Source organism: Agromyces ramosus, from assembly GCF_004216665.1.
Lineage (GTDB): Bacteria > Actinomycetota > Actinomycetes > Actinomycetales > Microbacteriaceae > Agromyces > Agromyces ramosus.
The window spans coordinates 897192-909314 of the sequence record NZ_SGWY01000001.1; the positions used below are offsets into that span (position 1 = coordinate 897192).

The 12123-nt window shown below is 68.3% G+C and carries 11 protein-coding genes; 2 read left to right on the forward strand and 9 right to left on the reverse strand.

The features are described from left to right. Positions 1 to 6: 6 nt before the first annotated feature. The 3 genes from nrdE to nrdH form a co-directional block, all read right to left on the reverse strand. The gene (nrdE, locus tag EV187_RS04225) at positions 7 to 2139 is read right to left on the reverse strand and encodes a class 1b ribonucleoside-diphosphate reductase subunit alpha (protein ID WP_130351737.1); all 2133 of its coding nucleotides are present in this window, start codon (positions 2137 to 2139) and stop codon (positions 7 to 9) included. Positions 2140 to 2144: 5 nt separating this feature from the next. Beyond that, positions 2145 to 2561 (reverse strand): class Ib ribonucleoside-diphosphate reductase assembly flavoprotein NrdI, encoded by a 417-nt coding sequence (nrdI, locus tag EV187_RS04230; protein ID WP_130351738.1) that lies wholly within the window; start codon positions 2559 to 2561, stop codon positions 2145 to 2147. Positions 2562 to 2631: 70 nt separating this feature from the next. Further along, a complete protein-coding gene (gene nrdH, locus EV187_RS04235) occupies positions 2632 to 2865 on the reverse strand; it encodes a glutaredoxin-like protein NrdH (RefSeq protein WP_130351739.1) in 234 nt (77 codons plus the stop codon). Positions 2866 to 3275: 410 nt separating this feature from the next. Between nrdH and EV187_RS18300 the strand changes: the two genes are divergently transcribed. Together EV187_RS18300 and EV187_RS04240 are read left to right on the forward strand one after the other, a co-directional pair. Next, positions 3276 to 3467: a hypothetical protein gene (locus EV187_RS18300; protein WP_165391103.1), complete on the forward strand. Its 192-nt coding sequence runs from the start codon at positions 3276 to 3278 to the stop codon at positions 3465 to 3467. 26 nt (positions 3468 to 3493) lie between these two features. Further along, a complete protein-coding gene (locus tag EV187_RS04240) occupies positions 3494 to 4291 on the forward strand; it encodes an alpha/beta fold hydrolase (RefSeq protein ID WP_130351740.1) in 798 nt (265 codons plus the stop codon). 130 nt (positions 4292 to 4421) lie between these two features. On the opposite strand, the gene EV187_RS04245 is transcribed toward EV187_RS04240, so the two are convergent. The 6 genes from EV187_RS04245 to EV187_RS04275 all read right to left on the reverse strand — a co-directional run bounded on the left by EV187_RS04245 (position 4422) and on the right by EV187_RS04275 (position 12047). Next, entirely contained in the window at positions 4422 to 5462 is a 1041-nt protein-coding gene (locus tag EV187_RS04245) for a LacI family DNA-binding transcriptional regulator (protein ID WP_130351741.1), read from the reverse strand. A 104-nt stretch (positions 5463 to 5566) separates the two neighbouring features. Next, positions 5567 to 6616, reverse strand: coding sequence for a galactofuranose ABC transporter, permease protein YjfF (yjfF, locus tag EV187_RS04250; protein ID WP_130351742.1), 1050 nt, complete (start codon positions 6614 to 6616; stop codon positions 5567 to 5569). Continuing rightward, positions 6613 to 7659: an ABC transporter permease gene (locus EV187_RS04255; RefSeq protein WP_130351743.1), complete on the reverse strand. Its 1047-nt coding sequence runs from the start codon at positions 7657 to 7659 to the stop codon at positions 6613 to 6615. The genes yjfF and EV187_RS04255 overlap by 4 nt, the downstream gene beginning before the upstream one ends. After that, a complete protein-coding gene (locus tag EV187_RS04260) occupies positions 7656 to 9314 on the reverse strand; it encodes a sugar ABC transporter ATP-binding protein (RefSeq protein WP_130351744.1) in 1659 nt (552 codons plus the stop codon). The genes EV187_RS04255 and EV187_RS04260 overlap by 4 nt, the downstream gene beginning before the upstream one ends. 132 nt (positions 9315 to 9446) lie before the next feature. Then, the gene (locus EV187_RS04265) at positions 9447 to 10427 is read right to left on the reverse strand and encodes an ABC transporter substrate-binding protein (protein ID WP_207221729.1); all 981 of its coding nucleotides are present in this window, start codon (positions 10425 to 10427) and stop codon (positions 9447 to 9449) included. A 1038-nt stretch (positions 10428 to 11465) separates the two neighbouring features. Next, entirely contained in the window at positions 11466 to 12047 is a 582-nt protein-coding gene (locus EV187_RS04275; protein WP_130351746.1) for an HhH-GPD-type base excision DNA repair protein, read from the reverse strand. Positions 12048 to 12123: the final 76 nt, after the last annotated feature.

Consider the following 12123-nt stretch of genomic DNA (forward strand, 5'->3'; position numbering starts at 1 on the left):
CCGTGCTCACAGCATGCAGCTGACGCACTGATCCAGCTCGGTGCCCTCGAGCGCCATCTGCCGCAGGCGGATGTAGTAGATCGTCTTGATCCCCTTCTTCCACGCGTAGATCTGCGCCCGGTTGATGTCGCGGGTCGTCGCGGTGTCCTTGAAGAACAGCGTGAGCGAGAGGCCCTGGTCGACGTGCTGCGTCGCCGCGGCGTACGTGTCGATGACCTTCTCGTAGCCGATCTCGTAGGCGTCCTGGTAGTACTCCAGGTTGTCGTTCGTCATGAACGCCGCCGGGTAGTACACGCGACCGAGCTTGCCCTCCTTGCGGATCTCGATCTTCGACGCGATCGGGTGGATCGACGCCGTCGAGTTGTTGATGTACGAGATGGACCCGGTGGGCGGCACGGCCTGCAGGTTCTGGTTGTAGATGCCGTGTTCCTTCACGGATGCCGCGAGCTCGCGCCAGTCCTCCTGCGTCGGGATGTGCACGCCCGCGTCGGCGAAGAGCTGCGTGACCTTGGCGGTCGCGGGCACCCACGGGGCATCCGTGTACTTCTCGAAGAACTCGCCCGACGCGTATTTCGAGTCCTCGAACCCGTCGAAGGCCTCGCCGCGCTCGATCGCGATCGTGTTCGAGGCACGCAGTGCGTGGAAGAGCACCGTGTAGAAGTAGATGTTCGTGAAGTCGATGCCCTCCTCGCTGCCGTAGAAGATGCGCTCGCGGGCGAGGTAGCCGTGCAGGTTCATCTGGCCGAGGCCGATGGCGTGCGACTTGTCGTTGCCGTCTTCGATCGAGCGCACCGACGCGATGTGGCTCTGGTTCGACACCGAGGTGAGGCCGCGGATGGCGGTCTCGACGGTCTTGCCGAAGTCGGGCGAGTCCATCGTGAGGGCGATGTTCAGCGAACCGAGGTTGCAGCTGATGTCCTTGCCGATCTGGTTGTACGAGAGGTCTTCGTTGTAGGTCGTCGGCGTGTTGACCTGCAGGATCTCGGAGCAGAGGTTCGACATGTTGATGCGGCCCTTGATGGGGTTCGCCTTGTTCACCGTGTCCTCGAACACGATGTAGGGGTATCCGCTCTCGAACTGGATCTCGGCGAGGGTCTGGAAGAACTCGCGCGCGTTGATCTTCGTCTTCTTGATACGTGGGTCGTCGACCATGGCGCGGTAGTGCTCGGTGATCGGCACGTCGCCGAACGGCTTGCCGTAGACCTTCTCGACGTCGTACGGCGAGAAGAGGTACATGTCCTCGTTGTTCTTGGCGAGCTCGAACGTGATGTCGGGAACGACGACGCCGAGGCTCAGCGTCTTGATGCGGATCTTCTCGTCGGCGTTCTCGCGCTTCGTGTCGAGGAACCGCATGATGTCGGGGTGGTGCGCCGACAGGTACACCGCGCCGGCGCCCTGGCGCGCGCCCAGCTGGTTGGCGTAGCTGAAGGAGTCCTCGAGGAGCTTCATCACGGGGATGATGCCCGACGACTGGTTCTCGATCTGCTTGATCGGGGCACCCGACTCGCGGATGTTGCTGAGCAGCAGCGCCACGCCGCCGCCGCGCTTCGACAGCTGCAGCGCCGAGTTGATGCCGCGCGCGATCGATTCCATGTTGTCTTCGATGCGGAGCAGGAAGCACGAGACGAGCTCGCCGCGCTGCGCCTTGCCCGTGTTGAGGAACGTGGGCGTGGCCGGCTGGAAGCGGCCGCCGATGATCTCCTCGACGAGGTCGGTGGCGAGTTGCTCGTCGCCCTGCGCGAGGCCGAGCGCCGTCATCACGACGCGGTCCTCGAAGCGTTCGAGGTACCGCTTGCCGTCGAAGGTCTTCAGCGTGTAGCTCGTGTAGTACTTGAACGCGCCGAGGAACGTCTCGAAGCGGAACTTCTTCGAGTAGGCGAGGTCGTTGAGCTGCTGGATGAAGGCGAAGTCGTACTGTGCGAGCACCTCGGGCTCGTAGTACTGCTTCTCGACGAGGTAGTCGAGGCGCTCCTTCAGGGAGTGGAAGAAGACGGTGTTCTGGTTGACGTGCTGGAGGAAGTACTCGCGTGCCGCCTCGCGGTCCTTCTCGAACTGGATCTTGCCGTCTTCGCCGTAGAGGTTGAGCATCGCGTTGAGCGAGTGGTAGTCCATCCCGCTGCCCACGCGAGGCGCGTCCATGAGCGCTACGCCGTCAGTTGCCGCTGAGTTGACCAAAATGCGTCCAATCCTTCATCGACGGCGCGAACGTCGTCAGGGGTTCCGAATACTTCGAAGCGATAGAGGTGGGGCACCCCGGTCTTCGCGGCGATGATGTCGCCGGCGAGGCCGTAGGCGCTCCCGAAGTTGGTGTTGCCGGCGGCGATCACGCCGCGCAGGAGGGCGCGGTTGCGCGGGTCGTTCAGGAACCTGATGACCTGCTTGGGAACCGCGCCATGGCCGTCGCCACCGCCGTAGGTGGGCACGACCAGCACGAAGGGGTCCTCAGCGTGCAGCGCCTCGTCGCGCGCATGGAGCGGAATCCGCGCTGCCGGGCGGCCCAGTTTCTCGATGAAGCGCTTGGTGTTGCCCGAGACGCTCGAGAAGTAGACCAGGTTCGTCATGGTGCATCCTTCGCCGCATTCCCGTTGATCGGCTCTGCGATCCGTTGCCGCTGCCGTATCGGGCCGCGGCTCAGGCGAGACGAGAGGCGAGTTCGGCGATCTTGTCGGGACGGAAGCCCGACCAGTGGTCTTCGTCGGTGATGACGACCGGGGCCTGCAGGTACCCGAGTTCCTTGACCTGGGCGAGGGCGCTCTCGTCCTCCGAGAGGTCGAGCACTTCGTACTCGATGCCCTTGCTGTCGAGCGCACGATAGGTGGCGTTGCACTGGACGCAGGAAGGCTTGGTGTAGACCGTGACCGTCATGGTTTCCCCTCGTTCTCTTCGTGTTCTCGAGCCCCGGAGGAGCCCGCCCCCGTACTGCTGTTTTCGCTTCTTCAATACTACATCTAGTGTCTGCGGAACTGAACCGCCACAACATGCTGTAGTTACATCCCTGTAGTTTTCCACCGGGTTATCCACCGTCCATCCCCAACCGGATGCCCCGTGACCCGCGGATTCCCGCGGACCCCCGCCGGGTTATCCACAGTCTTCGGATTTCGAGAATTCTCGCCTGTGGACTGATCGCCCGGCGTGTCGTGATCCCGACACCTTGGGGCGATCGGATGCCGCTACCCCTACATATGGTGTTGTGACCTCAACACTGCCACTACCCACCGACATCGCCGGGGCTGGCCTGCGCGTGTCGCCCGGTGCGGTCGTGGCATCCGCTCGCCGTGTCGCCGGGTGTCGTCGCGGCATCCGCTCGCCGTGTCGCCGTGCGCGGTCGCGGCATCCGCCCGCGTGTCGCCCCCGCCGTGCGCGGTGACGTGACGCGAACCGTCCTCCGGCGCGCCGCGAACGACGATTCGCGTCACTTCGTCAGCCCGACGAACCCGATGGTGGAGGACGTCGGCCGGGCGGCGTAGCCTGTCGCCGACGCAAGGGGGCCCGAGTGACCGAGTTCGCGACATCCGCCGACGGCACGCGCATCGCGTACGACGTCGAGGGATCCGGGCCGCCCGTGATCCTCATCGGCGGGGCGATGCAGTTCCGTGCGTTCGACCCGACCACGAGCGAGATGGCGCAGCACCTCGCGGCCCACGGGTTCACCGTCGTGAACTACGACCGACGCGGGCGCGGCGAGAGCCCGGCGGATGCCCCGATCACGCTCGCCCAGACGATCGACGACCTGCGCGCGCTCACCGACGAGCTCACCGAGGGCGCGGATGACGCGGTGGCGCTGTTCGGCAACTCGTCGGGTGCCTCCATCGCCCTCGCCGCCGCCGCGGCGGGCCTGCCGGTGTCGAGGCTCGTGTTCTTCGAGGCGCCCCTCGACCCCGAAGGCGGCGAGGAGGGCGCGGCGTTCCTCGAGGAGCTCCGCGAGCGCATCGCGGCCGGCGACCGAGTCGGCACGCTCGAGGTCTACATGGCCGACATGCCGCCCGAGTGGCTCGAGGGCGCGAAGCAGAGCCCCGGCTGGTCGACGATGCTCGAGATCGCCCCGAGCCTCGAGCCCGATGCGGAGTCGCTCGCCTGGACGCAGTCGGCGCCTCGCGCCGGGCTGTGGGGCGGCATCACGGCACCGACCCTCGCGCTCGTCGGTGAGCAGACCCTGCCGATCATGACGTCGGCCGCGGCATCCGTGGTCGCTTCGATGCCGAACGCGCGCAGCCGCACCATCCCCGCGGCCGACCATCAGTGGGAGCCGCGCACGATGGCGCTCGCGATCGCGGAGTTCCTCGTCGACTGAGCGGATGCCGCGGCACGGCCTCGCCCGGGAATGCCTATCGCCGGTCGGAAGCCCGCACCGGAGGGACTCCCGCGGCGCAGCTGGATTCCCGCGAGACCGTGGCGGGGAGTCGCGCGGCGAGGGACGACCGTCAGGAGGTGACGGCGACCCGATCCCGCGTCGGCGCCGCCGTGCTGGTGCGCACGACGAGGTCGGGCACGCTCGGCGGCGGCATCAGCCGGTCGTCGTCGCCGAGCACGGCGAGCACCCCGGCCATGGCGTCCCGGCCGAGCGCGTCGAAGTCCTGGCGCACGGTCGTGAGCGGCGGGGCGAAGAACGCCGCCTCTGGGATGTCGTCGAACCCGACGACACTGACGTCGCCGGGCACCGAGAGACCGGCCTCGGCGAGCGCATGCATGACCCCGAGCGACATCTGGTCGTTCGAGACGAAGATCGCGGTCATCTCGCGGTCGGCGGCGAGTGCGCGTCCGTGCTCGTACCCGCTGCCTGGCGACCAGTCGCCGACGAGCGGCTCACGGGCCGGCAGCCCGTGCTCGCCGAGCGCAGCCGACCAGCCGCGCACGCGCTCCGCGGCATCCATCGCATTCGCCGGGCCAGCCACGTGCCGGATCTCCCGATGGCCGAGGGCGATGAGGTGGTCGACCGCGAGCCGGGCACCCGCGTACTGGTCGAGCCAGACGCGGTGCATGCCCCCGCGATCCTCCGAGGCCACGGCGATGATCGGCACGCCGAGCTCGACGCCATCGAGCGCGTCGAGCGCGGCGCGCTGGGCGGCGATGAGCACGATCGCCTCGACGTTCTGGCGCACGAGCAGCTCGGCGGCCGAGCGCATGCTCGGGGCATCCGTCTCGAGCATGCTCGCGGTGATCACCGAGTAGCGCGCGTCGCGCGCGGCCTCGTTGAAGTGCAGCGCCGTGCTCGACGGGCCGTAGTCGGGGGCACCCGTGACGATTAGGCCGAGCGTACGCGTGCGACGCGTCACCAGCGCGCGGGCCGCCGGCGACGGCACGTACCGCAGCTGCTTGATCGCCTGCTCCACCCGGGCCCGCGTCGCCGGCCGAACGTTGGGCAGGTCGTTGAGCACCCTCGAGACCGTCTGGTGCGACACGCCGGCGAGCCGCGCGACGTCGAAGATCGTCGCGACGCGCGCCTTGTCGTCCCGGTCGCTCACTCGCGCTGCGCTCCTGCCCCGCGCCCTCGGGCGCACTCGTTACGTCGATTATCCTGCCCGGGCACGGGGCCCGGGCGTCCTCCGCGCCGCGGAGCGGAAGCGGCTCAGCGCCGCCTGGCCGTCAGCACCTTCTGCAGGATGATGAAGACCAGGAGCAGGGCGCCGATGAAGATCTTCGTCCACCACGACGAGAGCGTGCCCTCGAAGGTGATGATCGTCTGGATCACGCCGAGCACGAGCACGCCGAGCACGGATCCCAGCACGAATCCGTAGCCGCCCGTGAGGAGCGTGCCGCCGATGACGACCGCGGCGATGGCGTCGAGCTCGGTGCCGATCGCGGTCAGCGGATACCCCGACAGCGTGTAGAAGGTGAACAGCACGCCGGCGAGACCGGAGCAGAACCCGCTGATCACGTACACGAGCACCTTGGTGCGCGCCACGGGCAGGCCCATGAGGAGGCCGCTCTGCTCGCCGCCGCCGATCGCGTACACCGTGCGACCGAACCGGGTGGCGTGGAGCACCCAGACGGCGATCGCCACGACGACCACGGCGATGATGACGCTCGGGGTGATCGAGAGGTTGCCGCCGAGCGGGATGCGGGTGACGGCCAGCTGCACGAAGGTCTCGTCGGTGATGGAGATCGAGCTCTGGCTGATCACGTAGCAGAGCCCGCGCGCGAGGAACATCGCCGCCAGGGTGGCGATGAACGGCTGCACCTTGAAGATGTGGATCATCAGGCCGACGAGCAGCCCGAGCACGCTCGTGAGCACGAGGATGAGCGGGATCACCACCGCGGGCGACCAGCCGGTCTGCAGCAGGCTCGCGGCGATCATGCCGCTGAGGGCCACGACCGCACCCACCGACAGGTCGATGCCGCCCGTCAGGATCACGAAGGTCATGCCCACGGCGAGCACGATGAGGTAGGAGTTGTCGACGAGCAGGTTGAGGAACACCTGGCCCGAGAAGAAGCCGCGATAGCGCACGCCGCCGACGATGAAGATCACGACGAAGAGCACCGCCGTCACGGTGACCGGGCCGTACTTCGGGCTGGTCAGCAGGTTCCGGATGCGCCGCGCCACACTCACGCGAGGGGTCGGGCCGGCCGGGCCTCCGGTGCGCACGGGACGCTCGGGAGCGTCGAGGAGCTTGGTCATGATGCCGCCACCCCCTTGCCGGCTCGCAGGGCGAGTCGTCGTCGGAAGCCGCTCAGCGCCTCGTTGGTGGTCGGCGATTGGAGCAGGCAGACGATCGTCACGACCGCCGCCTTGAACACCATCGTGGCGATCGGCGGGATGCCGACCGTGTACACCGTCGTGACGAGCGTCTGGATGACGAGTGCACCGACGAGCGTGCCCACGAGCGAGTACCGTCCGCCGGCGAGCGACGTGCCGCCGATCACCACCGCGAGGATCGCGTCGAGCTCGATGAACAGGCCCGTGTTGTTGGCGTCGGCCGCGGCCGTGTTCGCCGTGAGGATGAGGCCGGCGATCGCGGCGCAGAACGCGCTGAACGTGTAGACGACGAAGAGCAGCCCCCTCGCCCGAACCCCGGCCTGGCGGCTCGCCTCGGGGTTGATACCGACCGACTCGATGAACATGCCGAGCGCCGTGCGCCGCGTGACGAGCGCCGCGACGCCGAACACCACGGCGGCGATGATCACGGCGATCGGGACGCCGAACCAGAACCCCGAGCCCAGGGCCTTGAACGGCGGGCTGTTCACGGTGAGGATCTGCCCCTCCGTGATGAGCATCGCGACGCCCCGGCCCGCTGTCATGAGGATGAGCGTCGCGATGATCGGCTGGATGCCGAGCACCGCCACGAGGAATCCGTTCCACATGCCGAGCACGAGCGAGATGAGCAGCGCGACCGTCACGGCCACGGCGACCGTCGCCGGGTTCGCGGGTTCGGGCGACCCGAGGATGATCGAGCACGCGACCGCTCCGGAGATGGCGGCGACGGCGCCGACCGAGAGGTCGATGCCCCGGGTGGCGATCACGAGCGTCATGCCCACCGCGATGATGAGCGTCGGAGCGCCGTTGCGCAGGATGTCGATCAGGCTGCCGAACAGGTGCCCGTCGCGCAGCGTCACGGCGAAGAAGCCGGGGAACGCGACCAGGTTGATCGTGAAGAGCACGAGCAGCATCACGATCGGCCAGAACAGCCGGTTCGCGACGAGCCGGGCGAGCAGGGCGCTCATCGGCTTCCTCCTGTGGAGTCGGTGGTGGTCGGGTCGGGGTCGGATGCCGCGACGGGATCGTTCGCGCCGAGCGCCCCGACCGCGACGGCGACCGAGGCATCCGGATCGTCGTCGTCGTTCGAGCCCTCGGCGATGAGCGCGAGCAGCGAGTCGACGGTGAGCCCCTCGTTCTCGAGGTCGGCGACGACGTGGCGGTCGCGGAGCACCACGATCCGGTGACTCAGCCGCAGCACCTCCTCGAGCTCGGCCGAGATGAACAGCACGCTCATGCCGTTCTCGGCGAGGTTGAAGACGAGCTTCTGGATCTCGGCCTTGGCGCCGATGTCGATGCCGCGGGTGGGCTCGTCGAGGATGAGGAGCCGGGGTGCGATGGCGAGCCAGCGCGCGAGCAGCACCTTCTGCTGGTTGCCGCCCGAGAGGTTGCGCACGAGGGCGTCGGGATTGCCGGGACGGATGTTGAGCGCCTGGATGTAGCTCTGTGTGAGCTCGTCGCGGCGCTTGGCGGGGATGGGGCGGAACCACCCGCGGTCGGCCTGCAGCGCGAGCACGATGTTGTCGCGCACGGTGAGGTCGCCGACGACGCCCTCGTCACGCCGGTTCTCCGACGAGAACGCGATGCGGTGCGAGATCGCCTGGCGCGGGGTGCGGAGCTTCGTGGCCTTGCCGCGGATGACGAGCTCTCCCGTGTCGGCGCGGTCGATGCCGCCGAGGAGGCGCGCGAACTCCGTGCGGCCGGAACCGAGGAGGCCCGCCAGGCCCACGACCTCGCCCGCGGCGATCGGCAGGTCGGCCGGATGCACCGCGCCGCGGCGGCCGAGCTTCGTCGCCTGCACGAAGGTCGCGGCATCCGACTCGTCGACCACCACCGATCGGGCGCGCTGCTCGAGGTCGTCGAGTGCGGTGAGTTCCTTGCCGATCATCTTCTGCACGAGGTCGATGCGCAGCAGCTCCTCGACGAGGTACTCCCCCACGAGCTTGCCGTTGCGCAGCACGGTGAGGCGGTCGCAGATCTCGTACACCTGGTCGAGGAAGTGCGAGACGAAGAGGATCGCGACCCCCTGCTCCTTCAGCGAGCGGATGACCCGGAAGAGCTCGGCAACCTCGTCGGCGTCGAGGCTCGAGGTGGGCTCGTCGAGGATGAGCACCTTCGCCTGCACGTCGATCGCGCGGGCGATCGCCACGAGCTGCTGCACCGCGAGCGAGTGGTCGCCGAGGAGGGATCCCGGGTCGAGGTCGAGGTTGAGGCCCGCGAGCAGCTCGGTGGAACGGCGGCGCATGGCGCGCCAGTCGATCGAGCCGAAGCGGCGCGGCTCGCGTCCGAGCATGATGTTCTCGGCCACCGACAGGTTCGGCAGGAGGTTGACCTCCTGGTACACGGTCGAGATGCCCGACGCCTGCGCCTGGGCGGGACCGCTGAACGAGACCTGCTCGCCGGCGAGGGTGATGGTGCCGGCGTCGATGCCGTAGACGCCCGTGAGCGCCTTGATGAGCGTGGACTTGCCCGCGCCGTTCTCGCCCATGAGCGAATGCACCTCGCCGGGGAACATGCGGAAGTCGACGCCGTCGAGCGCCTTCACGCCGGGGAAGGTGATCGAGATGCCGCGCATCTCGATGACCGGCACGGCGACGGATGCCTGGGTCACGAGTCTCTCCATCGAGGTTGTGGAGGCATCGGCTCGATGCGATGCCGTGGGTCGAGAGTAGGGCACGGCGGGTGTGCGACATGGACGTCCGCACACCCGCCGAGCGTGAGCGAGCGGATGCCGCGGCATCCGCTCGCTCGGAACTCAGTACTGGCGGTCGGGCAGCGCCTCGATCGCCTGCTCCTGGTCGAACGTCGTCTCCTCGGTGATGATGCGCGGCTCCACCGTGCCGCCCTCGTTCAGGGTCTTGATGATGTCGACGAGCTGGTTGCCGAGCAGCGGCGAGCACTCCACGATGAAGTTGATCTTGCCGTCGGCGAGGGCCTGCATGCCGTCCTTGACGGCGTCGACCGTGACGATCTTGATGTCCTCGCCGGGCTTGAGGCCCGCCGCCTCGATCGCCTCGATCGCGCCGAGGCCCATGTCGTCGTTGTGCGCGTACACGAGGTCGATGTCGGGGTTGGACTTCAGCATCGCCTCCATGACCTGCTTGCCGCCGGCACGCGTGAAGTCGCCGGTCTGGCTCTCGATGACCTCGAGGTTCGGGTTCTGGCGGATCACGTCGGCGAAGCCCTCGGCGCGGTCGATCGCCGGCGCGGCGCCCGTCGTGCCCTCGAGCTGCACGATGTTGACCTTCTCGGTGCTGTCCTTGTACTGGTCGAGCACCCAGAGGCCGGCCTTCTTGCCCTCCTCGATGAAGTCGGAGCCGAGGAACGAGACGTACAGCGAAGTGTCCTTGCTGTCGACGGCGCGGTCCGTCAGCACCACGGGGATGCCGGCGGCCTTGGCCTCGTTGAGCACGGCGTCCCAGCCGGTCTCGACGACGGGCGAGAAGGCGATGTAGTCGACGCCCTGCTGGATGTACGACCGGATCGCCTTGATCTGGTTCTCCTGCTTCTGCTGCGCGTCGGAGAACTTGAGCTCGATGCCCGCCTCTTCGAACGCCGCCTGGATGTCCTTAGTGTTGGCGGTGCGCCAGCCCGACTCGGCACCGACCTGCGCGAACCCCACGACGAGTTCGTCGAGGGCCTTGGGGCCCTCCGATGCGGCACCCCCGCCGCCAGCGCAGCCGGCCAGCGCAACGAGCATCGCGCCCGCTGCGGCGATTCCCATGAGCTTCTTCATCAGCGTGAACCTCCTTGTTCAGTGGTGCCGGCGGCGTCGCGCTGCTGCGTTTCCTGGTGCGCCGGGCGGCCAGTCCGTCCTGGCCGCCCTCGAATGTTAGCGCTCACTTGTTAGCGCTCACAAGTACAACTTTCATAACGGATGCGTAACGCGGTCGCCTGCCCTGAATTCATGAGCCTCCGCGCCCATGGGAGGGCATCGGGGTGCTGTCCGCGACAGGCTGCGCAGTGGATCGACAGCCTGCGTCGGCTCAGATTGTGAGCGCTCAAACGACGCCGCACACGCGGCGGCTGGCGGCGACAGCAGCCTGCGGCGAGCGGCGAGCAGCAGGCCGGAGCGCGCGTGGAAGCCGGCGGCGAGCAGCAGACGGGACGCGGCAGACACCGAGGCGAGCAGCAGACGGAGGTAGGCGGCGGGCGGCGGGCGGCGGCATCCGTCAGCCGAGAGGAAATAGATACGGCGTTGGTCCGGCACCTCGCTACTTCGGCACTTCGGCACTTTGGCACTTCGGCACTTCGAGCTTCGGCACTTCGCCACTTCGGCACTTCGGCACGTCGGCACTGCCCCTTCGCGACTCTGCGACTTTGCGACTTCGCCACATCGCGACTTCGAGACTTCGATCGCGGAGGTTCCTGCGACGGTGCCACGCCATCGGCTGGGCAATACGCGACGCAATGCGGTCGCGACACGCTCCGTCAGCCGGGAAAGATGTCCCGCCCGCGAATGTCCGGTACTTCGGTACTTCGGATCGCGGAGCGAACGCATCCGCGGAGGGCAGCGACCGCCGCACTCGACCCCGGGCTCGGCGGCCGGCCGCCCGCAGGCCGGTGCGGCGCGGTGACGGCGCAGGCGTGTGAGACGGTCGGAGTGCAAGACCGCGAGGCTGCGAGACGGCAGGGGGTGCGAGACGGCGAGGCTGCGAGCCGGCGCGGCGCAGGTCAGGGCGGGGCGGGGCGGGGTGACGCCACAGGGCGATCGTTGCGACTGCGAAACGCCGCAGCCGAAGCGAGACGGCGGGCTCGCCCGCGCAGGCGACCCCTACTTCGACGCCTTCGCCGCCGCCTTGGCCGCCTGCTTCGTCGCGCGCACCTTGGCGAGCGATTCGGGGTCGACGATGTCGGCCACCGAGCGATGGCTCCCGTCCTCGCCGTACGCACCGGTGACCTCCCGCCATCCGGGCGCCTCGATCCCCAGCCGCTTGCCGAGCAGGGCGAGGAAGATCCGCGCCTTCTGGTCGCCGAAGCCGGGCAGCGCCTTGAGGCGCCGCAGCACCTCGGCGCCGTCGGGGTCGCCCTGCGTCCAGATCGCGGCGGCGTCTCCCCTCCAGTCGTCGACGATCGCCTGGGCGAGCGCCTGCACGCGGGCGGCCATCGAGCCGGGATAGCGGTGCACCGCCGGGGTCTGCTTGAACAGCTCGACGAAGCGCTCGGGATCGTAGGCCGCCACGACCTGGGGCTCGATCGAGCCGGCGCGCTCCCTGATCTTCATCGGCCCGGCGAACGCCGTCTCCATCGCCACCTGCTGGTCGAGCAGCATGCCGGTGAGCAGGGCGAACGCGTCGGTGCTGAGCAGCTCGTCGGCCGCGGTGTCTCCGGTGATGTGCAGTGCCATGCGCTCCATCCTTCCATCGCACGATGGCGCCGTCACGTGAGAGCTCGATCGACCAAGCGGACAAGAACTGACCGCATCGTTGCCT

Excerpts from the sequence above, each read along its gene's own strand:
- nrdE (WP_130351737.1), bottom strand. The coding sequence starts at position 2,139 with ATGGACGCGCCTCGCGTGGGCAGCGGGATGGACTACCACTCGCTCAAC.
- nrdI (WP_130351738.1), bottom strand. The coding sequence starts at position 2,561 with ATGACGAACCTGGTCTACTTCTCGAGCGTCTCGGGCAACACCAAGCGC.
- nrdH (WP_130351739.1), bottom strand. The coding sequence starts at position 2,865 with ATGACGGTCACGGTCTACACCAAGCCTTCCTGCGTCCAGTGCAACGCC.
- yjfF (WP_130351742.1), bottom strand. The coding sequence starts at position 6,616 with ATGACCAAGCTCCTCGACGCTCCCGAGCGTCCCGTGCGCACCGGAGGC.
- EV187_RS04255 (WP_130351743.1), bottom strand. The coding sequence starts at position 7,659 with ATGAGCGCCCTGCTCGCCCGGCTCGTCGCGAACCGGCTGTTCTGGCCG.
- EV187_RS04260 (WP_130351744.1), bottom strand. The coding sequence starts at position 9,314 with ATGGAGAGACTCGTGACCCAGGCATCCGTCGCCGTGCCGGTCATCGAG.
- EV187_RS04265 (WP_207221729.1), bottom strand. The coding sequence starts at position 10,427 with ATGAAGAAGCTCATGGGAATCGCCGCAGCGGGCGCGATGCTCGTTGCG.
- EV187_RS04275 (WP_130351746.1), bottom strand. The coding sequence starts at position 12,047 with ATGGAGCGCATGGCACTGCACATCACCGGAGACACCGCGGCCGACGAG.